The following is a 26,023-nucleotide window of genomic DNA, read 5'->3' on the forward strand; positions in this document are numbered from 1 at the left end:
GTTTTACGACTCTATTCTGCATTCAAGCTCGATTTCAGCGGCAAATTATACCTTGTGGGTAGATTAAGACCGACCTGAGATGAGGGTTAACCCCAGTAAAAACACAGACAGTTAGGAGCAGACATGAGTGCCAAGGTATTCGACGCGAAGGAAGTGCAGGACCTGCTGAAGGCCGCCGCCAATCTGGGCAGCAACGAGGGCAACGCTCGTACGAAGCAGATCACGCATCGTCTGCTGAGCGACCTGTTCAAGGCCATTGAGGACCTGGACATGACCCCCGACGAAGTGTGGGTCGGCGTGAATTACTTCAACAAGCTCGGCCAGGATGGCGAGGCGGCCTTGCTGGCCGCTGGACTGGGTCTGGAGAAGTATCTCGACATCCGCATGGATGCCCAGGACCGCGAAGCCGATATCCACGGCGGCACGCCGCGCACGATTGAAGGACCGCTGTATGTGGCCGGTGCCCCGGTGCGTGACGGCGTCTCCCGGATCGATCTCAATGCTGACGAAGATGCAGGCCCGCTGGTTATCCGTGGCACGGTGACCGGACCGGACGGCAAGCCCGTCGCCGATGCGGTGGTCGAATGCTGGCACGCCAATTCGAAGGGCTTCTACTCGCACTTTGACCCGACCGGCGCGCAAGACGATTTCAACCTGCGCGGCGCGGTGAAGACCGGGGCCGACGGCAAGTATGAATTCCGCACGCTGATGCCCGTCGGCTACGGATGCCCGCCGGAGGGCGCCACGCAACAGCTGCTTGACGCGATGGCCCGCCACGGCAACCGCCCGGCGCACGTGCACTTCTTCGTCACGAGCGACAAGACCCGCAAGCTTACGACGCAGATCAACATCGAAGGCGACCCGCTGATCTGGGATGACTTCGCCTACGCAACGCGTGAAGAACTCGTGCCGCATGTGGTGGAAAAGACCGGCGGCACGGCGCTCGGCCTCAAGGCCGACGCGTACAAGGAAATCGAGTTCAACATCGCATTGACTCCGCTGGTGCAGGGCAAGGACAACCAGCTTGTGAACCGCCCGCGCGTCGCCGCCACGGCGTAAGCCGCTGTAAGCCTCGCCCGGCGGCCTCTCTCGCAGGCCGCCCAACTCTCCGCACGAACTATCTGAACCGATGCCACAGGCTTCCCCTGGGAAGCCTGCATAGGGAGACGACTCATGTCCGCAACACTCGACAAAGCACAACAACTGGACGATCTGCTGAGCAATGCCGTTCAGGATGACAAGGAAAATGGCGTCTTCCGCTGCCGCCGTGACATCTTTACGAACGCCGATCTGTACGAACTCGAGATGAAGCACATCTTCGAGCGCAACTGGGTCTACCTGGCACACGAAAGCCAGGTTCCGAACAACAACGATTACTACACCACGTGGATCGGTCGCCAGCCGATCGTCATCACGCGTGACAAGACCGGCGAACTGCATGCGGTGATCAATGCCTGCGCCCACAAAGGCGCCATGCTGTGCCGTCGCAAGCATGGCAACAAGGGCAGCTTCACCTGTCCGTTCCACGGCTGGACGTTCTCGAATGCCGGCAAGCTGCTGAAGGTCAAGGACGAGAAAACCACCGAGTATCCGGTGCAGTTCAACAAGCAGGGCTCGCACGACCTGAAGAAGGTGGCGCGCTTCCAGAACTACCGCGGCTTCCTGTTCGGCAGCCTGAGCGAAGACGTGATGCCGCTCGAGGACTACCTCGGCGAAACGAGGGTCATCATCGACCAGATCGTCTCGCAAGCACCGGAAGGTCTCGAAGTGCTGCGCGGCAACTCTTCCTACATCTACGACGGCAACTGGAAGATGCAGATGGAAAACGGCTGCGACGGCTATCACGTCAGCACCGTGCACTGGAACTACGCCGCCACCATGGGCCGGCGCAAGGTCGAAGGCACCAAGGCCGTCGATGCCAACGGCTGGAGCAAGTCGATCGCGGGGGTGTATGGCTTCGAGCATGGCCACATCCTGCTCTGGACCAACACGATGAATCCGGAAGTGCGTCCGGTCTATCAGCATCGCGACGAGATTGCAGCGCGTGTCGGTGAAGACAAGGCGAACTACATCGTGAACCAGACACGCAACCTGTGCCTGTATCCGAACGTGTTCCTGATGGACCAGTTCAGCACCCAGATCCGCGTGGTCCGCCCGATCAGTGTCGACAAGACCGAAGTCAATATCTTCTGCTTCGCGCCCAAGGGAGAAAGCGCCGAAAGCCGCGCCCTCCGCATTCGCCAGTACGAAGATTTCTTCAATGTCACCGGCATGGGCACCAGCGACGACCTTGAGGAATTCCGCGCGTGCCAGGCGGGCTACGCCAACACCACGACGATGTGGAACGACATGTCGCGTGGCGCACCGCTTTGGGTCCACGGACCGGACGAAAACGCCAAAGGCATGGGATTGAACCCGCTGATATCGGGCGAGCGCAGTGAAGATGAAGGGCTCTTCGTGGTGCAACACGAATACTGGAGGCAGGTGATGAGAGAAGCCCTGCGCAAGGAACAGGCGGAGGCGGCGGTATGAACATCGACTATCAAACCATCTGCCAGGCGCTCTATCAGGAAGCGCGCTTTCTCGATGACCGCCAATGGGACGAATGGCTGGCCTGCTACGCGGAAGACGTCACCTACTGGATGCCGGCATGGGACGACGATGACCAGCTTACACAGGACCCGCAAAGCCAGATCTCACTGATGTACTACCCGGACCGCGGCGGCCTGGAAGACCGGGTGTTCCGCATCCGGACCGAGCGCAGCAGCGCGTCGATGCCGGAGCCGCGCACCGGCCACAACGTCACCAATGTCGAAGTGCTGGCGCAGCGCGAGGGCGAAGTCGACATTCGCTACAACTTCAACACGCTGAGCCATCGCTACAGGGTGACAGACCAGTACTTCGGAACGGTCTATCTCACCTTCCGCAAGGTGGGCGACCGCTTGCTGATTTCGAGCAAGAAGATCGTGCTCAAGAATGACTACATCCGCCAGGTGCTCGACGTCTACCACGTCTGAGGCCACGGGTTGGAACGAAACGGACGCAGGAGGCAACATGTCCAGCTACAACATCGCACTGAATTTTGAAGACGGCGTCACCCGCTTTGTCGAATGCAAGGCCGGCGAGAAGGTCCTCGACGCCGCGTTTCGCGCCAAGATCAACCTACCGATGGATTGCTCCGACGGCGTCTGCGGCACCTGTAAGTGCCGCGCCGAGAGCGGTAGCTACGATCTCGGCGACGACTACATCGAGGACGCGCTGAACGACGACGAGAAAGCCAGCGGGCTCGTGCTGACGTGCCAGATGGTGCCGCAGAGCGATTGCGTTATCGCCGTGCCGGCGTCGTCAACGGTGTGCAAGACCGAACAAAGCAAGTTTTCCGCGACGGTCACCAAGGTCGAGCAGCACAATGATGCGGCGGTAGTGCTGGAACTGGACGTGGACAGCATTCCGCCGGTCTTTCTGGCCGGCCAGTATGTGAACATCGACGTTCCCGGCAGCGGGGCGCACCGCTCGTATTCGTTCTCGTCCGCGCCGGGTGCTTCGAAGATCAGCTTCCTGATCAAGAAGATTGCCGGCGGCGTGATGAGCACCTGGCTCGAATCGGCGCAGCCGGGACACAAGGTGCAGCTGACCGGCCCGCTGGGCAGCTTCTACCTTCGGGCCGTGGAGCGTCCGCTGCTGTTCCTGGCGGGCGGCACGGGCCTGGCGCCGTTCCTGTCGATGCTGGAAGTGCTGGTGCGGGCGAACTCGCAGCAGAAGGTGCATCTTATCTACGGCGTGACCCGCGACCTCGACCTGGTCCAGGTCGATGCGATCGAGGCGTACGTCGCGAAGCTGCCGAACTTCACGTTCAGCACCGTGGTTGCCGAAGCGGAATCGAGCCATCCCCGCAAGGGCTGGGTGACGCAGCATATGCCGGCTGAATGCCTGAACGACGGGGATGTCGACGTGTACCTGTGCGGTCCGCCGCCGATGGTCGACGCCGTGCGCAAGCATTTCGATGACAATGGCGTGAAGCCCAACAGCTTCCACTACGAGAAGTTCACGCCCAACGCCGTTCCGGTGATCGCATGAACGCCCGCCGATTCGAAGGCAAGGTGATGGTCGTCACCGGCGCGGCACAGGGTATCGGCCGTGGCGTTGCGCTGCGCGCCGCGGCGGAAGGTGCCAGCGTCCTGTTCGTCGATCGCGCCGACTTCGTCCGCGAGGTCGCTGCTGAAGCGGTCGGGGCCGACACCGCCGGCTTCATTGCCGACATGGAGACCTATGAAGGCGCGGCCGCCACGATGGCCTTTGCGGTGGAGAAATTTGGCCGCATCGACGTCCTGGTCAACGGCGTGGGCGGTGCCATCCGGATGCGGCCATTTGCCGAGTTCGAGCCGGCGCAGATCGACGCGGAAATCCGCCGCTCGCTCATGCCTACGCTGTACGCCTGCCACGCCGTCCTTCCGCACATGCTGGCGCAGGGAGGCGGAACCATCGTGAATATTTCCTCGAATGCCACGCGCGGCATCCGACGCGTGCCGTACTCGGCGGCCAAAGGCGGCGTCAACGCGATGACCCAGTCGCTGGCCATGGAGTATGGCGAGCACAACATCCGGGTGGTCGCCGCAGCGCCCGGGGGCACCGAGGCGCCGCCGCGGCGCGTGCCGCGCAACGCAGCGGGAGACAGCGAGCAAGAGAAGGCATGGATGCGCGAGGCGGTGACGCAGGTTGCCGAGTCGACCTTCTTCAAACGCTACGGCACGCTCGACGAACAGATCGCGCCGATTCTCTTTCTTGCGTCGGACGAGGCGGGGTACATCACAGGCGCCGTACTGCCGGTTGCTGGCGGCGACAACGGCTAAAGCTCATAAAAGAAGCAGGCGCGGCCGGCTGCATTCAGCCTGGCTGCCGCGGCCATCCAAAAAACGACAACGGAGACAAAACATGCGACACATTGACGTCCACAAGCTAGCGGACGACGCGCGCTTCAACAGATTCCATGCAGGCCTGCTGTTCTGGTGCGCGCTCATCATCATCTTTGACGGCTACGATCTCGCCGTGGTGGGCATTGCGCTGCCCTCGATCATGAAGGACATGGGCGTCGACGCGACCCGTGCAGGCTTCATGGTCAGTTCGGCCCTGTTCGGCATGATGTTCGGCGCGGTAATCATGGGCACCGTCGCCGACCGCATTGGCCGGCCAAAGGCCATTGCCATCTGCATTGCGCTGTTCAGCGTCTTTACGGCCGCGGCGGGAATGACGCACGACCCGGTCTCGTTCAGCGTGACACGCTTCTTTGCCGGACTCGGCATCGGCGGCGTGATGCCCAACGTCGTCGCCCAGATGACCGAGTTCTCGCCGCGCAAGATCCGCGGCACCATGGTCACGCTCATGTTCAGCGGGTATTCCGTGGGCGGGATGCTGGCCGCACTGATGGGCAAGTCGCTGATCGAGACGTACGGCTGGCAATCTGTGTTCCTGGCCGCCAGCGCGCCCGTACTGATCATCCCCGCGGTGCTGAAGCTGATGCCGGAGTCATTGCCGTTCCTGATCCAGCGGAATCGCCTGGACACGTTGAAGGCCGTGCTGGTCAGGATGGCCCCCGCTTACCGCGCACAGGCCACGGACCGGTTCGACTTGCCGCAGGCCGGGAAAGGGGCCAGCGCTCCCATCAGCATGCTGTTCCGTGACGGGCGCGGCTTCAGCACCGTGATGCTGTGGATTGCCTTCTTCATGTGCCTGTTTATGGTCTATGCCTTGAGCTCGTGGCTCACCAAGCTCATGGCTGGCGCGGGCTATAGCCTCGGCTCCGCCTTGACCTTCGTGCTGGTGTTGAACTTTGGCGCGATGGCCGGCGCCATCGGCGGCGGCTGGCTTGCGGACAGGTTCAATATCAAATACGTCCTGGTCGGCATGTACGCACTGGCTGCGGTCTCCATCACGCTGCTTGGCTTCAGGATGCCGACCGAGGCCTTGTTCCTCGTGGTTGCGCTTGCCGGAGCCTCGACCATCGGGACGCAAATCGTGACCTACGCCTATGCCGGGCAGTTCTATCCGGCGACCGTGCGCGGCACGGGAATTGGCTGGGCCTCCGGTGTCGGCCGCGGCGGCGCCATCCTCGCGCCGATTGTCATCGGCGTGCTGGTCAGCCTGTCCCTGCCGCTGCAGCAGAATTTCGCGGCCATGGCCGTGCCCGCGGTCATCGCCGTGCTGGCTGTCCTGATGATCGACCACCAGCGCTCGGCGTCGATCATGGAAGGCAAGGCGGTCCAGGCCACAACGGATGACAGGAACATCGTTGCGAACGTCCAGCAGCGCAGCTCATGACGTTGTCCAACCCATACATCCACTGTATCGAGAAACTATGACAGCCACGATTACCTCGGTCGAAGCCATCCTGGTCGACCTGCCCACCATCCGGGCCCATCAACTGGCCATGGCCACTATGCAGCAGCAGACGCTGGTGATCGTGCGGCTGCGCTGCAGCGACGGCATCGAGGGCATCGGCGAGGCCACCACCATCGGTGGCCTGTCGTATGGCGACGAGAGCCCCGAAGGCATCAAGCTGGCCATCGACACCTACCTGGCGCCCGCGCTGGCCGGCGAGGACGCCACCAACGTCCACGCCGCGATGGCTCGCCTGAACAAGATCGCGCGCGGCAACCGCTTCGCCAAGTCGGCGCTGGAAACCGCGCTGCTCGATGCGCAGGGCAAGCGCCTGGGCGTGCCGCTGGCCACGCTGCTGGGCGGCGCGGTGCGCGCCACGCTGCCGGTGCTGTGGACGCTGGCCAGCGGCGATACCGCGAAGGACATCGACGAGGCCGAGCGCCTGCTGGCCGAGCGCCGCCACAACACCTTCAAGCTCAAGATCGGCCGGCGCAGCGTGCGCGACGACGTGGCGCACGTGTCGGCGATCAAGCGCGCGCTCGGCGACCGCGCCCGCGTGACCGTGGACATCAACCAGGCCTGGAACGAAGCCAATGCCGCCGGCGGCATCGCCATGCTCGAAGCCGCGGGCATCGACCTGATCGAGCAGCCCACGCCGCGCGAGCAGCGCACGGCGCTGGCGCGGCTGGCGGCACGCTTCGTGGTGCCGATCATGGCGGACGAGGCCGTGTGCGGTCCGGAGGATGCGATGGAACTCGCGCGCATCGGCGGCGCCGACGTGTTCGCGCTGAAGATCGCCAAGTCGGGCGGCATCTTCGGCATGCTGCGCACGGCTGCCGTGGGCGATGCCGCTGGCATCGCGCTATATGGCGGCACGATGCTGGAGGGCAGCGTGGGCACCATCGCCGCCGCGCATGGCTTCTGCACGCTGCCGCAGCTGGCGTGGGGCACGGAGCTGTTTGGCCCGCTGCTGCTCAAGGATGACATCGTGGTCGAGCGGCCCGCTTACCGCGACTTCAGCCTGCACTTGCCCGAAGGCCCGGGGCTGGGGCTTGCGCTCGATGAAGACAAGCTCGCGCACTACCGGCGCGATCACGCCTGAGGGCCCGCTCAGGGCACCACTGACAGGAACAGGTAGGCGGCCAGGATGGCGAGGTGCACCACACCCTGCAGGATCGTGGTGCGGCCCCTGCCGAGCGTGAGCGACGACACGATCAGCGTCAGCACCAGCAGCACGGTTTCCTTCGGGCCAAGTCCCAGTTCAAGCGGCTGTCCGATCCAGATAAAGACCGCGGCGACCGATGGAATGGTCAGGCCGATGCTGGCCAGCGCCGAGCCGAGCGCAAGGTTCAGGCTGGTCTGGATGCGATCGGCGCGCGCCGCGCGCAGTGCGGCCAGGCCCTCGGGCAACAGCACCGTGGCCGCGATGATGATGCCGACCACCGCCGCCGGTGCGCCCGCGTGCAGCACGGCCGCCTCCACCGATGGCGACAGCAGCTTGGCCAGGCCGACGACAAGCACCAGGCAGACCACGAGCAGCAGGCCGCTGATGGCGGCGACGCGGCCCGGCGGCGGCGGCGCATGGACGTCCTCGTCCGAACTGTCGTCAGCCAGGAAATAGTCGCGGTGGCGCACGGTCTGCACGAACACGAACGAGCCGTACAGCAACAGCGACATCACACCGGCAAAGCCGAGTTGTGCCGGCGTCAGCACCGGGCCCGGCGAACTGCTGGTGTAGTTGGGCAGCACCATGGTCAGCACGAGCAGCGCCGCCAGCACGGCCATGGCGGCATTGGCGCCCGGCGCCTGGAACGCCTGCTCGCGATGGTGCAGGCCGCCGACGAACAGGCATAGCCCGACGATCCCGTTGCAGATCAGCATGACGGCGGCAAACACGGTATCCCGTGCCAGTCCGGCTTTTTCGGGTCCCGACGACAGCATCACCGAGACGATCAGCGCCACTTCGATCACCGTCACGGCGATGGCCAGGACAAGCGTGCCGAACGGCTCGCCGACGCGGTGCGCGACCACCTCCGCGTGGTGGACCGCCGCGAACACCGCGCCCGCGAGCGCCGGTGCCATGAGCAGGATCAGCCAGCCCTGTCCGGGCAGGGCAAGTCCGGCGGCGAGGATCGCCGCCGCGGCAAGCGGGGCGCACACGGTCCACCCCGGCAGCTTGTTGGAAGTCAGTGCCATCCCTGTTTTTCCTTTCTTGTTTTGGTGTTCTGGGCGCCACCGAGCGGTGGCAAGAGACGTGCGGAGCCGCGGCCCCGGCACGAAGCAGAAGGGCGATCCGTCACAGCCCAGCGCCGTGACGGCAGTGATAAGGCAGGCGAAGTGCGAATCAGTTCCCGAAAATTGCGATCAATTGGACGAAATTCGGGGTGAATGCCGGGGATTTCTTGGATTCAATCCTCACAGGGCGAAAACCTGCTGCTGCGCGCCGTGTATGTAGCCGGGGGTTCTCTGGTTATGACCGGGTCTTCGCTACCCCGTCATAACCTCAGGCCCCAGGCACGCCCCCTCAATCCCCCGGACAACCATAAAAAAGCCCTCGGCCGGGGTGGTCGAGGGCTCGAAGTGGTTGGGGCGTACCCGTTGCCCGCCCCAGCAACGAGTGTAGTCGCGAACCCCGGCCGGACCGGCGTCAATCCAGCGACTGTCGCGCGCCTGCGACGGTGTTTCGCCGCAAAGTGAGGCATGCGTCGCGATAGGGTGACCGACCCCGGCCTATTGCTACCGTGTTTCGGTCTGGAAAAACTGCGACACAATCTGCCGCGTGGTCGCACTGGTTTCGACTTCGCCAAGTTTCTCGTGCGGCAGCCATTGCAGCGACTTGATTTCATGACCGGCCTTCGGCCGCGCCGATGCTTCAATGTCGGCGGTGAATACGTGATGCACCGTGGTCGCGCCGATGAACTGGAAAACGCCCACCAGCGCCTTGGTCTTCAGTGCCGTTTCCTGCTGCAGCTCGCGCCGTGCGGTTTGCTCCGGCGACTCCTGCTTGCCGGGGCGGCCGCCAGGCAGTGCCCATCGCACGCCGTCCTTCGAAACGAGCAGCACGCTGTCGTGCCGGATGCAGACGATGGTGGCCCTGACTTTCGGCTTCAGCGGTTTCAGTGCTTGCATATCGGCTCCCTGAAATGAACCGCGGCGCGGCTGGCCGCATCTTCCCCTGGGAAGTTCTGATGGCGTGGGCAACGGTGAAGCCGAGGATAGTAACCGCGATCGAACGGAACCTGTCAATCGGCATCAGCACCCGGAACCCTGCATCTGTCGTGCCAGCGGCGCGTGCCGCGATCCGGCATGCATCTTGAATCGTCCCTGACTACATGCCGCCAGTGTATGCACTCATGCCCCGAAGCGCTGAAAAATCCACCGACTCCGTTCCCGAACGCCCGCAGCTCAATGCCTGCCGGCGCTGCCCGCTTTGGCACGACGCCACGCAGGGCGTGCCCGGAGCAGGCCCCGTCAGCGCCCGGCTCATGCTAGTCGGCGAACAGCCCGGCAATGAGGAAGACCTGCAGGGCGAGCCCTTCGTGGGGCCAGCCGGCCGCCTGCTGGGCGAAGCGCTCGCGCAGGCCGGACTGCAGCGTGAAGACGTCTACCTGACCAACGCCGTCAAGCACTTCAAGTTCCAGCTGCGCGGCAAGCGCCGTCTGCACAAGACCCCGGGGCAGCTCGAGATCGAAGCGTGCGGCATGTGGCTGGAGCAGGAGATCCACGCGGTGGGCCCCACCGTCATCGTTGCGCTGGGCGCGACCGCCACCGGCGCCGTGCTCGGCAAGAAGCGCGTGGCCTTGTCGGCACTGCTCGATGCGCCGGTCGAGAAGGACGGCCACCTGGTCGTCGTCACGTACCACCCGTCGTTCGTCCTGCGCCAGCGCAGCGAGGAAGGACGCCAGGCCGCGTTCGCGCGCATCGTGGCCAGCCTGCGCCAGGCGGTGCGCCTCGCCGGCGAAGGCAGGTCAGGGAAAGCGCATCGCGTACGCGGGTAATCCGGGGTGCCGCGCTGCGCACCGGCGGTAAATCTTTCCATGTCGGACTGCAAATCCGCTCGCGACTTGCGCCGCCCGCGCCGCCCGTGGGCGGCGCGCGACGGGCATGGTCGTTGCGACCCCTTGCCTGCGCCACGAAAAAAGAACGCGAACCGACCACATGGAGAAACTGATGGCCACCCGAACGCAGCATGCCTCCACGCCTGCCTCCCCGCTGCAGCCGCAACTGCGGCTGCGTGACGTGATGACCGCCGATCCGCAGTACGTAACGCCCGACTGCACGCTCCAGGAGGCGGCCAGGATCATGGATGACCTCAATGTCGGCACGCTGCCCGTGTGCGTCGACGGTCATCTGCGCGGCATGGTGACTGACCGCGATATCACGTGCCGCTGCATCGCCGTGGGCAAGGATCCGCAGACCCGGATCGCCGAGGCGATGTCGGAAGGCCCGCTATGGTGCCGCGATGACGACACGGTCGACGACGCGCGCGCGAAGATGGCCGAACGGCAGATCCGCCGGGTGCCGGTGATCGACAAGGACGACCGGCTGGTGGGCATCGTATCGCTCGGCGATATCGCGACCAAGTCCGGCGACATCGCCAAGGCCGGCGACACGCTGACCGAGGTCTCCAACCCGTCCGAACCCGATCGCTGAGCCGCCCCGGCGCGCTACCCGGCAGGCGGGAATGCCGAACACGCCTCGCGTCTCGCGCCGCCGGATCGCGGGCGAGCTGTGGCGCGCGATCTGGAAGTTCCGCGCGCGCGTGGTCGTGGCCATCGCCCTGTTGCTGCTGGCGAAGGCGGCAACGGTCGCGGTCCCGCTGGTCCTCAAGCTGATCGTCGACGAGCTGTCGCCGGTGCGCACGCTTGCGCACGCGGGCACGGGCGCGGAGCCCGCATCCGTGGTACGGCTTGTGGTGACAATGCCGGCGTACCTGGTGCTGGCCTACGCCGTGCTGCGCCTGCTTGGCAACGCCTTCAACGAACTGCGCGACGTGGTCTTCGCCAATGTCGCGCAGAGCACGGTGGCCAGCTTCATGGCCCGCACCTTCGCGCACCTGCACAAGCTCGGCGCCAGGTTCCACGCGCGGCGCGAGACCGGCGGCGTGATCCGCGACCTGGAGAAGGGCACGGCGGCGATCGGCTTTCTGCTGGGCGTGTCGGTATTCACCATCGTCCCTACGCTGCTGGAGATCGGCTCGGTGCTGATCATCATGGTGGCCGGCTACGGGGCGAGCTTTGCGGGGATCATCGTCGTGGTGTTCGCGCTGTACGCGGGTTGCACGGTGCTGCTCGCGCGCCGCCGCATGCGTGTGCAGCGCCATGTCAACAGTGTCGAGGCGCAGACCAACAGCAAGGTGGTGGACAGCCTGCTGAACTACGACACGGTCAAGTACTTCGCGCGCGAGTCGTTCGAATCCGAGCGGCTGGGACGGCTGCTGGGCCGCTGGGTCGACATCAGCGTGGAGAACCAGTATGCGCTGTCCACCCTGCATATCGCGCAGAGCGCGTGCATCGCGGTCGGCGTGGCCGGCGTCATGCTGCTGGGCGTCGACAAGGTCCTGCACGGCGTGCTGACCGTTGGCGACCTGGTGCTGATCAACGCGTACATCATCCAGGTCGTGCTGCCGCTCAATACGCTCGGCTTCATCTTCCGCGAATCGAACGACGCCATGACCAATGTCGAGCGCCTGTTCGCGCTGCTCGACGCCAAGGGCCGCGCCGGCGAGGACACCGATGCGCCGGGCGCGTCGGCACTGCAGGTCAGCCAGGGCACGATCGTGTTCGAGAACGTCAATTTCAGCTATGACCCGAGCCGGCATACGCTTTGGGATGTCAGCTTCCATGTGCGAGCCGGCCAGACCGTGGCCGTGGTTGGCGGCAGCGGTTCGGGCAAGTCGACGCTGGCGCGGCTGCTGTTCCGGCTCTACCAGCCCGATTCGGGCCGCATCCTGATCGACGGGCAGGACCTGAGGCTGGTCACGCAGCGCAGCCTGCGCGAGGTGGTCGGCATCGTGCCGCAGGACACCATCCTGTTCAACGACACCATCGCCTACAACATTGCCTACGGCCGGGAAGGCGCGACCCGCGCCGACGTGGTGGACGCCGCGCGCGCCGCGCAGCTCGACACCCTGGTCGACCGCCTGCCCGATGGCTACGACACCATGGTCGGCGAACGCGGCGTGCGGCTCTCGGGCGGCGAGCGCCAGCGCGTGGCGATTGCCCGCGCCATGCTGAAGAAGCCGCCGATCATCGTCTTCGACGAAGCGACGTCCGCGCTCGACACGCGTACCGAGCGGGCGATCCAGCAGGAACTGACCGCCGTGGCCCGGGGCCGCACCGCTTTCATCATTGCGCACCGGCTGTCGACCATTGCCGAGGCAAACCACATCCTGGTCATGGAACACGGCCGCGTCGTGGAAGCCGGCACGCACGAGGCGCTGCTCGCGCGCGGCGGTGTCTATGCGCAGATGTGGCGCCTGCAGCAGCAGCAACGCGAACTGGAACGCACGGAAGAGCGGCTCGCGATGCAGCCGATCCGGCTCGATACGCTGGTGGCCGGGGTGGTGGACGGCCTGCGCGACATTATCGCGGAACGCAACATCCACCTGTTTACGATCGTGAACGACGCGGAACTGCGCGTGACTGGCGACCCCGGCGTGCTGCAGCAGGCCATCTGGCAGCTGTGCGGAAGCGTGATCGATACCATGGTCCCAGGCGGACGGCTCGAACTCCGGCTCGAACGGCTGGACGGCGATGCCGGCCTGACGCTCGCCGCGACCCAGCCCGCCGAGGGGCGGCGCGTGCCGCCGGCCGACGTGCAGCGGCTGCAGGTGCGGCTTGCCGACGCGGGCGTGCGGCTCACGGCCGACGCGGCCCGGCAGACCTGGTGCTTCCGTATGCCGATGCGGCCGGTCCGCGAAGCGGTCGCGCCAGCCTTGCCCGCGCCCGACGAGTTCCCGGCCCCCGGGCCGCATTCGCTGCGCGACCTGTGCATCCTGGTCCTTGACGACGATGCGACCACGCGCGACATCCTGGTCGAAGCGCTCGAAGATCTTGGGGCGCGCGCGCTGGCCTACGGGCACGGCAGGGACCTGCTGCAGGATCTCGCCGGCATGTCGCCGGCCGACTGGCCCAATGTGCTGCTGTGCGATATCGCGCTCGATGAAGAAGACGGCTATACCGTCCTGCGCGCGGTGCGGCGGCTCGAAAGCCGGCGCGAGGTGCCGCTGCTGCACCGGCTGACCGCCATCGCGCTGTCGGGGCATGCGCAGCCGCAGGACCGCATCCGCGCAATGATGGCCGGATTCCAGGTGCACTTGCCCAAGCCGGTCCGCATGGCCGAACTGATCGCGGCGATCCAGGCGCACAGGGCGCCCGGGTCGGATGTAAACGAGGAATAGCGGCGACGCCGAGCTCAGCGCGCTGCGGCGCGCACCAGACGCAGCGCGGCGGCGATGTGGCGCGGCACCACCTCGCGTTCCTGCAGCACCCAGCGCATGCCGCGCAGGAGATCGCCCCAGTCGCTGGCCTCCAGCTGCGTGGCCAGCTGCGGGAAGACACCGAGCGTTTCCGCCACGGCCATTGGCGCGGGCAGGCACAGCCAGGCGGACCACACCGCATTGCGCGCCAGCATGGCGCGGCGCCGCTGCGCGTCGCGCGCGGCGCTGGGATGGTGGTGCACCACCAGTTCGGGCGCGTAGACCAGCGCCCACCCCAGCGCGGCCAGCCGCAGCGATAGCAGCGTTTCCTCGCCGCCGATGAAGAGGCGCGAATCGTAGCCGCCGGCCTCCAGGAAGGCGCCGGTACGGAAGGCGGTGGCCCCGGCCATCACGCCCAGGATCATGCGTCCGGGCAGGCCGGTAGAGGGCAGGGGGCTGTGCGACATGGCAGTACTGGCCGGGTCTTCACGCTCGGTCTCGCCGACCAGGATGCGTGCGGTCAGCGCGCCGATTTCGGGGTGGTTGCCGAAGATGGCGCAGGCGCGGGCCAGCGCGCCGGGCTGCCACCAGCAATCGTCGTCGCAGAAGGCCACGTACGGCGTGGACGCCCACCGCGCACCCAGATTGCGGCCCGCGGCGCCCAGGTTGGTGCTGCAGGACAGGCAGGCCACCTCCGGAAACTGCCGCGCCAGCATGGCGCAGGTCCCGTCGGTCGAGCCGTTGTCCACCACCGCGACGCGCGGCCGCTCAGGCAGCGCGGTGAGCTGGCGCAGCGTGTGCGCGAGCGTATCGCGGCGGTTGTGGGTCAGCACGACCACGCTGATGCAAGGGGCGGTCATGACGGGCTCCGTTCCGCGAGGGTCAGCGACCAGTAGCGCTCGGGCGCGCCGATATCGGCGATCTGCGCTTCGCTGAACAGCGGAAGCTGGCTGGCGTAGGCCTTGACGGCCTCCATCTTGCGCGGCAGGAACGGTGCCGTGGCGAAAGACACCGGTGTCGCAAGGAGTCCCGCGCGCTGCCACGCGGCGAGCTGGTTCTGCACCAGGCCGGGCAGTCGCCGGTAGATCGCGTCCTCATAGAACAGCCATCGCCGGGGCTCGGCGGCGCGCTCTTCGTCATCGCCGCCCTCGGTCACCAGGGCCGGCCGGCACAGCAGCAGGCTGGCGCCATGCGTGAGGATATGGTCGCTGTGGAAGAGGCCCATCGGCGCGATCACGGTACGGCTTTCGCGCAGCACCTGGCACTCGACGATGCGGGCCGCGATGGCTTCGATCGTATAGGCGTGCCGGTACTGGCTGTCGAGCAGGTCCAGCCAGAGCGGGTGGCCCCCGAGCTGGCCGAGCGCGCGCGCGTCTTCATGGCGGCGCGACAGCACGGCTTCGCGCGCACTGGCGAAGCCGGCCGCGCGGTCCCATTCCGGCAGCGGCATCTGCGCGGACGGCAGCCCGGCGAACACGGTCAGCACGCTGGGATTGTTGCCGGCGGCGATCAGGCATCCGCAGCTGAAGACGGCGTCGTCCAGGTGGGGGGAGAGGATCGTCATCCGCTCCGGGGCATGGAAGCTCGCCATCGCGTCAGGACACATCCGAGGCGGGTTGGCGCCGCGCCGGCTCGGCGGGTTTCAATGGCGCTGACGACTGACCGGCCAGCTTCTGCCGCCGGACGCGCCCGGCCAGCCGCGAGACGAAATAGGCAACGGTCAGCCGCAGGCCTTGGGAAAGCGGCGTCGCCGGGTTCCATTGCAGCAGCGTGCGCGCGAGCGTGATATCCGGGCAGCGTTGCCGCGGATCGTCTTCGGGCAAGGGGCGGTTCTCGATGGGCGAGCCGGAACCGGTGGCCTGCAGGATCTCGCTCGCGATGTCGCGCATCGTGCTTTCGCACGGGTTGCCAAGGTTCACGGGCGTGGCCGCGGCGTCGGATTCCATTAATCGGACCAGCCCGTCGACGAGGTCGTCGACGTAGCAGAACGAGCGCGTCTGCGAGCCGTCGCCGTACAACGTGAGCGGCTCGCCGTTCAGCGCCTGCGAGATGAAGTTCGACACCACGCGGCCGTCGGCCGGGTGCATGCGCGGGCCATAGGTGTTGAAGATGCGCGCGATGCGCACGTCCACGCCGTGCTGGCGGTGATAGTCCATGAACAGCGTTTCCGCGCAGCGCTTGCCTTCGTCGTAGCAGGCGCGCCGCCCGACCGGGTTGACATGCCCCCAATAGCTTTCCTGCTGGGGGTGGTTGTCGGGGTCGCCGTAGACCTCGCTGGTGGAGGCCTGGAGAATGCGCGCCTTGACGCGCTTGGCCAGCCCCAGCATGTTGATCGCGCCGTGCACGCTGGTCTTGGTGGTCTGCACCGGATCGCTCTGGTAGTGGACCGGCGACGCGGGGCAGGCGAGGTTGTAAATCTGGTCGACCTCGACATAGAGCGGGAACGTCACATCGTGCCGCAGCAGCTCGAAATTGTAGAGAGGGAGCAGGTGGGCGATATTCTCCTTGCTGCCCGTGTAGAAGTTATCAACGCAAAGTACATCGTGGCCGAGTTCCACCAGGCGTTCGCACAAGTGCGAACCGAGGAACCCGGCACCGCCGGTGACGAGGACGCGCTTGCGATCGGCTTCCCGCATGGTCGTCTCCGCTCAAGCCGCCACGCGGCGCGCCGGACGTTCGGCGCCCGCGACGCGGGCATAGACTTGCTCCATCTGGCGGGCGACGTGCATCCACGTGAACTCCGCCTGCACGCGCTGCCGGCCCGCCACGCCCATGCGGCGCGCCAGCGCGCGGTCGCAGGCCAGCCGCGCCAGCCGCTCCGCGAGCGCCTCGGGCGCATCCGGCGGCACCAGGAAGCCGGTTTCGCCGTCGACCACCGTCGTGCGGATGCCGCCGACGTCGGCGCCGATGACCGGTACGCCACAGGCCATGGCCTCGACCGGCGTAATGCCGAAGGGCTCGTACCACGGCGTGGTGACGAACACGTCGGCAGCGCTGTAGAAGCCGCGCAGCTGCGAGCGCCGGCGCCGTCCGACGAAGGTGACGCAGTCCGCCACGCCCGCGTCTTCGGCCACGACCTGGAGCCGGCCGATTTCCGGCGTCGCCGCCTCGCTCGGCTGGTCGGCGTTGCCGCCCACGACAAACAGCCGGGCCTCGATGCCTTGCCCATGGCGCAGGTGCCCGATCGCGCGGATGACGTTGTCGATGCCCTTGCGCGGCACCAGGCGGCCGAGCTGCAGCACGGTGAAGGCATTGGCATCCCACGCCAGCGCGCGGCGCGCTTCATCGCGCTCTATCGGGGCGAACTCTTCTTCGTCGAACCCGCAGGGGACGATGTCGATGCGCTCGGGATCGCCGTGGTACAGGGTGACCAGGTCGTCCAGGTCCTGCGGACATTCGGCCACCACGCGGTCGGCATGGCGCACGAGGTCGTCCTCGATATCGAAGCGGTTGTCCGGGAAGCCGTCGGCGCTGCCCTGATGCAGCCTGCGCACCTTGCCGAGTGCGTGGAACGTCATGACCAGCGGGATATCGAGCACCTGGCGCGCGCGCATGGCGGCCACGCCCGACATGAAGAAGTTGGCGTGCAGCACGTCGTAGCCGATCGCATCGCCGCGCATGAACCCCACCATGAAGTCGCCGAAGGCTGGCATGTACGGCAGCAATTGCTCCTTGGGCACATACACCGCGGGCCCGGCCGGCACATGGACCACACGGACATTGGGCGCGAACGCCACGATGTCCGGCAGCAGGGCCTTGTCGCGCCGCGTGAACACATCGACCAGATAGCCGCTCTTGCCGAGCTGCCGCGCCAGGTGCGCGACGTAGACGTTCTGTCCGCCGCTGTCGACGCTTCCGATGCTCGCCAGCGGCGAGGCATGTTCACTGATCATGGCGATGCGCTGCATGGCGGCCTCCGGTCGGGTGGGGGATCGGTAGCCCGGCTCTGCAGCATGCATGCCAGAGGTGTTGTGTGCGCGTGGGAGCCCTGAGGCCGCAATGCCAGGGAACCGAATGACCAGCGTTATAGCGGTTCTCGGCCCGACCCCCAGCCCGTGCGCTGCGGGGCAAGCCCCGTGCCGGGCGTTTGAAGTTCCCGGTCGCGCTTTCTACCAGGCTTGTGTAGAAGCGTCTCTCACGTGCCGGGCGCTGTTTGCTGGGACGGGCATGGAGGTTGCGTCATAGCGGCCCAGTCTTTGAGGAGCGCGCCATGACCTCCCGCTTTGCCGATGCCGAGACCGCGCGCCGCGCGGTCGCTCTTGCCTTGCCGATGCTCAACGCGAGCCTTGCCGACCGCGATGTCGGCGAGAGCCGCTGCATGCATATCGTCGTGATGGATCCCTGCATTCCCTTTGGCACGGGCACGTTCGAGGAGGCGATCCTCTACGAACACTCGCTGCCCTCGCAGGAAAGCTGGGATGCCGACTATGCGTACTACGCGCGCGAGAAGGCGCGTGTCGCGTGGCGTACCCAGGCGGACTCCGGCGTGGTGGCCACGCAATCCCCGCACCTGCTCGTCGCCGGCGACATGGCCCTGGCGGGCGGCATCGTGCTCGACGGCATCGTGGTCGCGGTCAGCGGCGCGAACGGCTGGTATGACGAGGCCTTCGCGCGCTGCATCGCCGCGTTGCTGCGTGCGGCGGCGATCGGGCACGCGCACGCGGCGCACCGGCCGTAGCCGCGCACTGGCATGCATTTCGCTCGGCTCACGCAGTCCGGCCGCCCGGAGCGGCCTGCTGCCTGGTATAGACCCTCGACCCTCGCACCGGAGAAATGACATGGCGGGCAAAGACCCACTGCTGGAAGGCAAGCGATTCCTAGTGAGCGGCGGCGGCCGCGGCCTCGGTGGCGAGATCTGCCGCGTACTGGGCGAAGCCGGCGCGCGCGTGATCATCGCCGAGCTCGACCTGGCGCGCGCGAGCGCGTGCGCGGCTTCGCTGCGGGAATCCGGCGCGGACGCGGAGGCCATCGGCGTGGACGTGTCCGACGCCGACGCCGTCGACCGGCTGTTCGCGGAGATCGGACGCGCCGGCGGCAAGCTGGCCGGGCGCCTCGATGGCATCATCAACAACGCCGCCATCGACATCACGCTGCCGGTCGAGGAAGTGGACACCGAGCAGTGGCGCCGCGTGCTGATGGTCAACCTCTACGGGCCGTATCTGCTGGCGCATGCCGCCGTGCCGCTGATGAAGGCGCAGGGCAGCGGGCACATCGTCAATATTGCGTCGACCGCGTCCAAGCGGGCATGGCCCAATGCGTCGGCCTACCACGCCACCAAGTGGGGCGTGCTGGGGTTCTCGCACGCGCTGCACGCCGAACTGCGCCCGCACGGCATCAAGGTCTGCGCGATCGTCGCCGGGGGCATGCGCACGCCGTTCCTGCTCGACCGCTTTCCCGATATCGATACCTCGACGCTGCAGGACCCGGCCAATGTCGCGCGCGCCGTGCGCTTCGTGCTGACGCAGCCGGAAGAGACCGTGATCCCGGAACTCATGGTCTTGCCGATGAAGGAGACGTCGTGGCCCTGATCCGCACGCGCAAGGGTGCCGTCCTGCTCGACAAGGACGGCACCCTGCTCAGGAACGTGCCGTACAACGTGGACCCCGACGAGATGGTCCTTGCGGACACCGCCGGCGACGCGCTGCGCGTGCTGGGCGACCTGGGCGTGCCGCTGGTGGTGGTCAGCAACCAGCCGGGCGTGGCGCTCGGCGGCTTTGAAGAGCAGGCACTGCAGGCCGTCCACCGCAAACTTGCGGCGTTGTTCCGGCTGCACGGCGCCAGGCTCTCGGGCTTCTTCTACTGTCCGCACCATCCGGAAGGCGCGGTGGCGCAGTATGCCGTGGCGTGCAGTTGCCGCAAGCCTTCGCCGGGCATGTTGCGCGCGGCGGCGTCGGTGCTGGGCTTTGACCTGGAGGCGTCGTGGATGATCGGGGACATCCTCGACGACGTCGAGGCGGGCCGGCGCGCGGGCTGCAACACGATCCTGATCGACTGCGGCGGTGAAACCGAATGGGTCGGCGGGGCGTGGCGCACGCCGGATTTCGTGGTGCCGACGCTGGCGCATGCGGCGCGGATTGTTGCCGGCGAGCACGTGCCGGCCGCGCCGTTCGTGGCGAGGCCGGCATGACGACCTGGGAGCGCGCACGCCGGCTCCTGTGTGTCCGGCTGGACAATATGGGCGACGTCCTGATGACGACGCCCGCCATGCAGGCACTGGCCGAAGCGGTGCCGGGACGCCGGCTGACCTTGCTGACTTCATCGGCCTCGGCCCGGCTCGCGCCGCACCTGCCGATGGTCAGTGACGTGATCGGCTGGGACGCGCCGTGGGTGCGGCATGCCGAGTCGCCCGGACCCGAAGAATCGGCGCGGCGACTGCGCGCGTGCGCCGCGCAACTTGCCGCAGGGCGCTTCGACGGGGCCGTGATCTTCACGGTCTACAGCCAGAGTCCGTTGCCCGCCGCCATGCTGTGCGTGCTGGCGGGGATTCCGCTGCGGCTCGCGCACTGCCGCGAGAACCCCTATGCGCTGCTCAGCGACTGGGCGCCCGAGACCGACCCCGGTGGGCAGCCACGACACGAAGCCCAGCGCCAGCTCGACCTGGTCGCGCAGGCCGGTGCGCACACGTCGGACAGGCGACTGCGGTTTGCCGTGCGCGACGCGGACCGTGCCGCACTCTCGGCACGGGGCCTGCAAGCTGCCGGCAAAGCCAGGATTGTGGTGCACCCCGGCGCGACCGCGCCGTCGCGCCGATGGCCGGCGGAACACTTCGCGGCAGTGGCCGGCCAACTGGCGCGAGAGACGGGTGCCACGGTCTTCGTGACCGGCTCGGAAGCGGAGCGCGAGGTGGTCGAAGACGTCTGCCGCAACGCGGGTTCAACCGGCGTCGTGCCGCTGGCCGGCGTGCTGCCATTGGGCGAGTTCGCGGCCCTGCTTGAATCGGCGGAGCTGCTGGTGTCGAACAACAGCGGCCCGGTGCATATCGCGGCGGCGCTCGGCACGCCCGTGGTGGACCTGTACGCGCTGACCAACCCGCAGCACACCCCATGGCAGGTGCCGCACCGCACGCTGTTCCAGGACGTGCCGTGCCGCTACTGCTACAAGAGCACGTGCCCGCAAGGCCATCACCGCTGCCTGCGCGGCGTCGGCCCGCAAGCGGTGGTTGCCGCGGCGCTGGCGCTGCTCGGCGGAGACAGCCCCGCCGAAAGCCCGATGCCATGGCCGCAAGACCCGGTGCCGGACAGCCAGCCGGTTTCCACCGTCGAGGAGAGGACGCATGTATACGCTTGGCATTAACGCCGCCTACCACGATTCCGCCGCCTGCCTCGTGCGCGACGGCGAGGTGATTGCCGCCGCCGAGGACGAGCGCTTCACCCACATCAAGCACGGCAAGCGGCCGGTGCCGTTCAGCACCTGGGAACTGCCATACCACGCCATCGACTACTGCCTGGCGCAGGCAGGCATCTCGCTGGCCGATGTGGACCACATCGCCTACTCCTACGATCCCGCGCTGCTGCTTGGCGAGCGGCGCGACGACGAGGCCCTGTCGCTGCCGCTGGAGCCGTCCCGCGCCGGCGCGGCGGCGGCGCCGTGGGAACCGCTGTTCCTGTCCTATATCGTCAACGCGCCGCGGCAACTCGCGTCCGGCGCGCCACATCACCTGCAGGCCAGGTTCCACGGCGTGCGGCATGACGGCCCGTTCCGCTGGCACTTCGTCGAACACCATATGGCGCACGAAGCCAGCGCGTTCCTGGCGGCGCCGTTCCAGCGCTGCGCGGTGTTGACCATGGACGGCCGCGGCGAGCGCGCCACCACCAGCTACGGCGTGTTCGACGGTAGCGCGTATCGCCGTATCCGGCAGATCGACCTGCCCGATTCGCTTGGCTTGCTGTACGAGCGCATCACGCGGCATCTCGGCTTCCTGCACTCGTCCGACGAGTACAAGGTCATGGCGCTTGCCTCCTATGGCAAGCCGGCTTATCTGGAAACGTTCCGCAAGATGGTCACGCCGGATGGCGCGGGCGGCTACCGCGTCGCCGAAGCCGATCTCGACGCCGTGCTCGGTCCGGCGCGCGAGCGGGGCAGCGCCATGTCCAGCCGCCACTTCGATATCGCGCGGTCATTGCAGCAGGTGCTCGAGGAAACCGTGGTCGGCATGGCGACGTGGCTTGCGCAGACCTCCGGCGAACGTTGCCTGGCGATGGCGGGCGGCGTGGCGCTGAACTGCGTGATGAACGCGCGCGTGCGTGACCAGAGCCCGTTCGATGCGGTATGGGTGCAGCCGGCCGCCGGTGACGCGGGCACGGCGCTCGGCGCGGCATTGTGGGTCGACTTCGAGCAGCGCGGCCGGCCGCAGCGGCACTGGCAGATGGACCACGCCTACCTCGGTCCCGCCTATGGCGACGACGAGATCGCGGCCTTCCTCGACTGGGCCAAGTTGCCGTATACGCGCCTGGACAACGTGGCCGAGACCACCGCCGCGCTGCTCGCGCAGAACCGGATCATCGGCTGGTTCCAGGGCCGCATGGAGTTCGGGCCGCGCGCGCTGGGCGCGCGCTCGATCCTGGCCTCGCCGATCGACGCGGGCATGCAGCAGCGGCTGAACCAGATCAAGGACCGCGAGGATTTCCGGCCGGTGGCGCCCGTGGTCCTGCAGGAAAGCATGGCCGAGTGGTTCCACGCCGACAAGCCCGGCGACGGCAGCGCGCCGTTCATGTTGTTCGTCTATGACGTCAAGCCGGACATGGCCGCGCGGATTCCCGCGGTCACGCACGTCGACGGCACCGCGCGCGTCCAGACCATCCGGCGCGACCAGAATGCCGCCTACTACGACGTGCTGGCGGCGTTCGCGCGCCGCACCGGCGTGCCGATCCTGGTCAACACCTCGTTCAACACGCGCGGCGAGCCGATCGTCTGTACGCCACGCGATGCGGTCGAGTGCTTCTGGACTTCGCCGCTCGATGCGCTGGTGATCGGCTCGTTCCTGCTGGAAAAGCCGGCCGCGCCGGCGGCATCGGCCGCCACGACGCCGGCCACGGCAGCGGAGATGGCCGATGCCGGCGCCTGATCCGGACGTCTCGGTCGTCATTCCCACCTACCGGCGGCCCGACCTGCTGGAGCGGTGCCTGCGCGCGCTGTGCGGGCAGGACATCGAAGCCGGCGCGTTCGAAATCATTGTCTGCGACGACGGCTGCGAGCCGCGCATCGCGCAGCAGGTGGCGGAACTGGCGGCCGCATATCCGCACATTGCGCTGCGCTACGTCGCGGTGCCAGACACGCAGGGCCCGGCCGGTGCGCGCAATGCGGGCGCCCGGCTCGCGCGTGGCGCCATCATTGCCTTCACCGACGACGATACGATCCCGGCGCCAGCCTGGGTGCGCGAAGGTCGCCGCACGCTGGCATCCCGGCCCGCATGGAGCGCCGCGTCCGGGCGCACCGTGGTGCCGACGCCGCCGCGGCCCACCGACCATGAGCGCGACACCGCCGGCCTGGCCACTGCCGAGTTCGTGACGGCCAACTGCTTCGTGCGGCGTCAGGCGCTGGCGCGCGTGGGCGGGTTCGACGAGCGCTTTACGCGCGCCTGGCGCGAGGATTCGGACCTGCAGTTCCGGCTCGAAGAGCAGGTCGGACCGGTGGGCCGGGCACCTGCCGCCGTCGTCGTGCATCCGGTCCGTCCCGCGCCGTGGGGCAGCAGCCTGGCCGCGCAGGCCAAGGTGTATTTCGATGCGCTGCTCTACAAGAAACACCCCGCGCTTTACCGGGCGCGGATCCGCCGCGTCCCGCCGTGGCACTACTACGTGATCGGGCTGGCCATGGCCGTAATGGGGGTGGCCATCGCTGCCGGTGCGTGGCGCGCTGCGGGCATGGCCGCTGCGCTCTGGCTGGTGCTGACCGCCATGTTCTGCCGGCGCCGCCTGCAAGGGGCGGCGCGGACGCCTTCGCATGTCGCGGAGATGGTCGTCACATCGATCCTGATTCCGCCATTGTCACTTTACTGGCGCCTGCGCGGCGCGTTAGCTTTCCAGACGAGGTTCCTATGAATGCGCCGCTGTTGTTGAGGAACATGGAAAGAGGCGATCGCGCGGGACTGGGAGAGGCCGCGGTGCTGCCATTGCCGTCAGCCAGCCCGGCGTCGGGCCGCGCCGGTCGTCGCATCGCGGTGTTTCGCGCGCTGCAGCTCGGCGACATGCTCTGCGCCGTGCCGGCCCTGCGCGCGTTGCGCGAAGGCGAGCCCGATGCGCAGATCACGCTGATCGGCCTGCCCTGGGCACGCGAGTTTGCCAGCCGCTTCGCGCAGCTGATCGACGAGGTGCTGGTGTTCCCAGGCGCGCCGGGCTTTCCCGAGCAGCCTGTCGACTGCGCGGCGCAGGCCGCGTTCCATGCCGCGGCGCGCGCCCGCCGGTTCGACCTGGCCATCCAGCTCCACGGCAGCGGAACGCTCAGCAACGATGTGGTGCGCCAGCTCGGCGCACGGGCCATGGCCGGTTTTTGCTCCAGCGCGGCGGAAGCGGGCCTGGCCGGCGAGACGGAGCGGCTGATCCCCTGGCCCGACGGCAACGAGATCGAACGCCTGCTGGGCCTGACGCGCGCACTGGGATATCCGGACGTCGACACGCACCTTTCGTTTCCGCTACGGCCGCAGGACCATGCCGGCTGGGAGCGGCTTGCCGAGCAGCACGGGCTGGTCGGGGGCGAGTACATCTGCGTGCATCCGGGCGCGCGGATGCTGTCGCGCCGCTGGCCGGTCGAGCGCTTTGCCGAAGTCGCGCTGCGGCTGCGCGCGCACTGGAAGGTGGTGGTCACCGGCGCGCCCGACGAAATCATGCTGACGCACCGGCTGTGCTCGCTGGTCGGCGGCGACGTGGTGAACCTGACCGGCGTCACGCCGCTGGGCGAACTGGCCGCGCTGATCGCGCATGCGCGGCTGCTGCTGTGCAACGACACCGGTCCGTCGCACCTTGCCGCCGCGCTCGATACGCCGAGCGTGGTGGTCTCGTGCGGCGGCGACAGCCAGCGCTGGGCGCCCCTGGACATCACCTTGCATCAGGTGCTTGCCTCCTATCCGCCGTGCCGCCCCTGTGGCTGGCAGAAATGCCCGATTCGCCACGAATGCGCGACGGCGATCACGGCGGATGCGGTCGCGGCCGCAGCGCTGGGGCTGGCGTTGCAGAGCTATGACCATGCCTAGGCGACTGCGCATCCTCACGTGGCATGTCCACGGTAATTACCTGTATTACCTGTCGCAGGTACCGCATGAGTTCTACCTGGTGACGCGGGAGGGGTATCCGCCCGGCTATGCCGGCGTGGGCGGCTCGCTGCCGTGGGGACGCAATGTGCACGAGGTGCCCTGGGAGCGCGTGGCCGCGACGGAGTTCGACTGCGTGCTCTACCAGCATCGCAGCCACTATGAGCACGACCGGGAAGCGCTGCTCACGCCCGTGCAGCGCAACCTGCCGACGCTCTATCTCGAGCACGATCCCCCGCAGGAGCACCCCACCAACACGCTTCACCCGGTCCAGGACCCCAATGTGCTGCTCGTGCATGTGACGCCGTTCAACGCGTTGATGTGGGACAGCGGGGTCACGCCCACGCGCGTGATCGAGCATGGCGTGGTGGTCGACGCGTCGGTGCGGTACACGGGCGCGCTCGCGCGCGGCATCAGTGTCGTCAACCACCTGGGCCGGCGCGGGCGCCGGCTTGGGGCGGATGTGTTCGCCGAAGCCCGGCGCATGGTGGCGCTAGATCTGGTCGGCATGGAAGCCGAAGCGTCCGGTGGCCTGGGCGAGGTCCCGAACGACCAGCTCGCGGGGTTCATGGCGCGATACCGGTTTTTCTTCCACCCGATCCGCTACACCAGCCTCGGGCTCGCCGTGGTGGAGGCGATGATGATCGGCATGCCCGTCGTCGGGCTGGCGACCACCGAGTTGTCGACGGTGATCCGCAACGGCTCCAATGGCTATGTCGATACGCGCACGGAGAGCCTGGTGGAGGTCATGCGGGCACTGATCGAGGAGCCCGTGCTTGCGGCGCGGTGGGGACAGGCGGCGGCGCGCACGGCGCACGAACGCTTTGGCATTGGACGCTTCGTGGCTGACTGGCAGTCGGCGTTCCGCGACGTGGCCGGATGACACCGTGGCGCCCTGCTGGCTGAGATGCAAGTTTTCCCGGTAGCGATGTAAATCACACGGCGCGGCCCGCGCGCTGGCGGCGCCGTGGCGCGCGTGGCGCGGC

The 26,023-nt window shown here is 67.4% G+C and carries 24 protein-coding genes; 18 read left to right on the forward strand and 6 right to left on the reverse strand.

Annotated elements, in window-relative coordinates; all coding sequences use genetic code 11:
- Positions 1 to 123: 123 nt before the first annotated feature.
- The 7 genes from catA to ACIGJC_RS20975 all read left to right on the forward strand — a co-directional run bounded on the left by catA (position 124) and on the right by ACIGJC_RS20975 (position 7,477).
- Positions 124 to 1,059, forward strand: a complete 936-nt coding sequence (catA, locus tag ACIGJC_RS20945; protein WP_483714076.1) for a catechol 1,2-dioxygenase — start codon at positions 124 to 126, stop codon at positions 1,057 to 1,059.
- Between the two features lie 114 nt (positions 1,060 to 1,173).
- Positions 1,174 to 2,532 (forward strand): SRPBCC family protein, encoded by a 1,359-nt coding sequence (locus tag ACIGJC_RS20950; RefSeq protein WP_483714077.1) that lies wholly within the window; start codon positions 1,174 to 1,176, stop codon positions 2,530 to 2,532.
- Positions 2,529 to 3,017, forward strand: coding sequence for a benzoate 1,2-dioxygenase small subunit (gene benB / locus ACIGJC_RS20955; RefSeq protein ID WP_483714078.1), 489 nt, complete (start codon positions 2,529 to 2,531; stop codon positions 3,015 to 3,017). Before ACIGJC_RS20950 ends, benB begins: the two co-directional genes overlap by 4 nt.
- Before the next feature lie 37 nt (positions 3,018 to 3,054).
- Positions 3,055 to 4,077: a benzoate 1,2-dioxygenase electron transfer component BenC gene (benC, locus tag ACIGJC_RS20960; RefSeq protein WP_483714079.1), complete on the forward strand. Its 1,023-nt coding sequence runs from the start codon at positions 3,055 to 3,057 to the stop codon at positions 4,075 to 4,077.
- Positions 4,074 to 4,850 (forward strand): benzoate diol dehydrogenase BenD, encoded by a 777-nt coding sequence (gene benD / locus ACIGJC_RS20965; protein WP_483714081.1) that lies wholly within the window; start codon positions 4,074 to 4,076, stop codon positions 4,848 to 4,850. Before benC ends, benD begins: the two co-directional genes overlap by 4 nt.
- Before the next feature lie 82 nt (positions 4,851 to 4,932).
- Positions 4,933 to 6,315: an MFS transporter gene (locus ACIGJC_RS20970; protein WP_483714083.1), complete on the forward strand. Its 1,383-nt coding sequence runs from the start codon at positions 4,933 to 4,935 to the stop codon at positions 6,313 to 6,315.
- A 37-nt stretch (positions 6,316 to 6,352) separates the two neighbouring features.
- A complete protein-coding gene (locus ACIGJC_RS20975) occupies positions 6,353 to 7,477 on the forward strand; it encodes a muconate/chloromuconate family cycloisomerase (protein ID WP_483714084.1) in 1,125 nt (374 codons plus the stop codon).
- A gap of 8 nt (positions 7,478 to 7,485) precedes the next feature.
- On the opposite strand, the gene ACIGJC_RS20980 is transcribed toward ACIGJC_RS20975, so the two are convergent.
- Complete coding sequence (locus ACIGJC_RS20980; RefSeq protein ID WP_483714085.1) at positions 7,486 to 8,571, reverse strand: calcium:cation antiporter; 1,086 nt, start codon at positions 8,569 to 8,571, stop codon at positions 7,486 to 7,488.
- A 540-nt stretch (positions 8,572 to 9,111) separates the two neighbouring features.
- Positions 9,112 to 9,504, reverse strand: coding sequence for an NUDIX hydrolase (locus ACIGJC_RS20985; protein ID WP_483714086.1), 393 nt, complete (start codon positions 9,502 to 9,504; stop codon positions 9,112 to 9,114).
- 224 nt (positions 9,505 to 9,728) lie between these two features.
- Here ACIGJC_RS20985 and ACIGJC_RS20990 point away from each other — a divergent pair, with 224 nt between their 5' ends.
- The 3 genes from ACIGJC_RS20990 to ACIGJC_RS21000 all read left to right on the forward strand — a co-directional run bounded on the left by ACIGJC_RS20990 (position 9,729) and on the right by ACIGJC_RS21000 (position 13,777).
- Complete coding sequence (locus ACIGJC_RS20990; RefSeq protein WP_483714087.1) at positions 9,729 to 10,373, forward strand: UdgX family uracil-DNA binding protein; 645 nt, start codon at positions 9,729 to 9,731, stop codon at positions 10,371 to 10,373.
- 172 nt (positions 10,374 to 10,545) lie between these two features.
- Complete coding sequence (locus ACIGJC_RS20995; RefSeq protein WP_483714088.1) at positions 10,546 to 11,028, forward strand: CBS domain-containing protein; 483 nt, start codon at positions 10,546 to 10,548, stop codon at positions 11,026 to 11,028.
- A gap of 31 nt (positions 11,029 to 11,059) precedes the next feature.
- Complete coding sequence (locus tag ACIGJC_RS21000) at positions 11,060 to 13,777, forward strand: ATP-binding cassette domain-containing protein (protein WP_483714089.1); 2,718 nt, start codon at positions 11,060 to 11,062, stop codon at positions 13,775 to 13,777.
- A gap of 14 nt (positions 13,778 to 13,791) precedes the next feature.
- Here ACIGJC_RS21000 and ACIGJC_RS21005 read toward each other — a convergent pair whose 3' ends face one another.
- Genes ACIGJC_RS21005 through ACIGJC_RS21020 form a run of 4 tightly spaced genes read right to left on the reverse strand, consistent with a single transcriptional unit; the run spans position 13,792 to position 17,703 of the window.
- Complete coding sequence (locus tag ACIGJC_RS21005) at positions 13,792 to 14,655, reverse strand: glycosyltransferase family 2 protein (protein WP_483714090.1); 864 nt, start codon at positions 14,653 to 14,655, stop codon at positions 13,792 to 13,794.
- Positions 14,652 to 15,359, reverse strand: a complete 708-nt coding sequence (locus tag ACIGJC_RS21010; protein WP_483714091.1) for a PIG-L deacetylase family protein — start codon at positions 15,357 to 15,359, stop codon at positions 14,652 to 14,654. Before ACIGJC_RS21010 ends, ACIGJC_RS21005 begins: the two co-directional genes overlap by 4 nt.
- A gap of 31 nt (positions 15,360 to 15,390) precedes the next feature.
- The gene (locus tag ACIGJC_RS21015; protein WP_483714092.1) at positions 15,391 to 16,431 is read right to left on the reverse strand and encodes a UDP-glucuronic acid decarboxylase family protein; all 1,041 of its coding nucleotides are present in this window, start codon (positions 16,429 to 16,431) and stop codon (positions 15,391 to 15,393) included.
- Between the two features lie 12 nt (positions 16,432 to 16,443).
- Positions 16,444 to 17,703 carry a glycosyltransferase family 4 protein gene (locus ACIGJC_RS21020; protein WP_483714093.1) on the reverse strand — a complete coding sequence of 420 codons (1,260 nt, stop codon included), beginning with the start codon at positions 17,701 to 17,703 and terminating at the stop codon, positions 16,444 to 16,446.
- A 302-nt stretch (positions 17,704 to 18,005) separates the two neighbouring features.
- Here ACIGJC_RS21020 and ACIGJC_RS21025 point away from each other — a divergent pair, with 302 nt between their 5' ends.
- The 8 genes from ACIGJC_RS21025 (at position 18,006) to ACIGJC_RS21060 (ending at position 25,920) form a co-directional block, all read left to right on the forward strand.
- Positions 18,006 to 18,473 carry a hypothetical protein gene (locus tag ACIGJC_RS21025; RefSeq protein WP_483714094.1) on the forward strand — a complete coding sequence of 156 codons (468 nt, stop codon included), beginning with the start codon at positions 18,006 to 18,008 and terminating at the stop codon, positions 18,471 to 18,473.
- A 100-nt stretch (positions 18,474 to 18,573) separates the two neighbouring features.
- A complete protein-coding gene (locus tag ACIGJC_RS21030) occupies positions 18,574 to 19,323 on the forward strand; it encodes an SDR family oxidoreductase (protein ID WP_483714095.1) in 750 nt (249 codons plus the stop codon).
- Positions 19,314 to 19,922 carry a D-glycero-alpha-D-manno-heptose-1,7-bisphosphate 7-phosphatase gene (locus tag ACIGJC_RS21035; RefSeq protein ID WP_483714096.1) on the forward strand — a complete coding sequence of 203 codons (609 nt, stop codon included), beginning with the start codon at positions 19,314 to 19,316 and terminating at the stop codon, positions 19,920 to 19,922. The genes ACIGJC_RS21030 and ACIGJC_RS21035 overlap by 10 nt, the downstream gene beginning before the upstream one ends.
- Positions 19,919 to 21,088, forward strand: a complete 1,170-nt coding sequence (waaF, locus tag ACIGJC_RS21040; protein WP_483714097.1) for a lipopolysaccharide heptosyltransferase II — start codon at positions 19,919 to 19,921, stop codon at positions 21,086 to 21,088. The genes ACIGJC_RS21035 and waaF overlap by 4 nt, the downstream gene beginning before the upstream one ends.
- Positions 21,069 to 22,859: a carbamoyltransferase family protein gene (locus tag ACIGJC_RS21045; RefSeq protein WP_483714098.1), complete on the forward strand. Its 1,791-nt coding sequence runs from the start codon at positions 21,069 to 21,071 to the stop codon at positions 22,857 to 22,859. Before waaF ends, ACIGJC_RS21045 begins: the two co-directional genes overlap by 20 nt.
- A complete protein-coding gene (locus ACIGJC_RS21050; protein WP_483714099.1) occupies positions 22,846 to 23,832 on the forward strand; it encodes a glycosyltransferase family 2 protein in 987 nt (328 codons plus the stop codon). Before ACIGJC_RS21045 ends, ACIGJC_RS21050 begins: the two co-directional genes overlap by 14 nt.
- Positions 23,833 to 23,855: 23 nt before the next feature.
- Positions 23,856 to 24,980 (forward strand): glycosyltransferase family 9 protein, encoded by a 1,125-nt coding sequence (locus ACIGJC_RS21055; RefSeq protein WP_483714100.1) that lies wholly within the window; start codon positions 23,856 to 23,858, stop codon positions 24,978 to 24,980.
- Entirely contained in the window at positions 24,973 to 25,920 is a 948-nt protein-coding gene (locus ACIGJC_RS21060) for a glycosyltransferase family 4 protein (RefSeq protein ID WP_483714101.1), read from the forward strand. The genes ACIGJC_RS21055 and ACIGJC_RS21060 overlap by 8 nt, the downstream gene beginning before the upstream one ends.
- Positions 25,921 to 26,023 lie beyond the last annotated feature (103 nt).

Source organism: Cupriavidus sp. C3SS-1 (assembly GCF_057073755.1).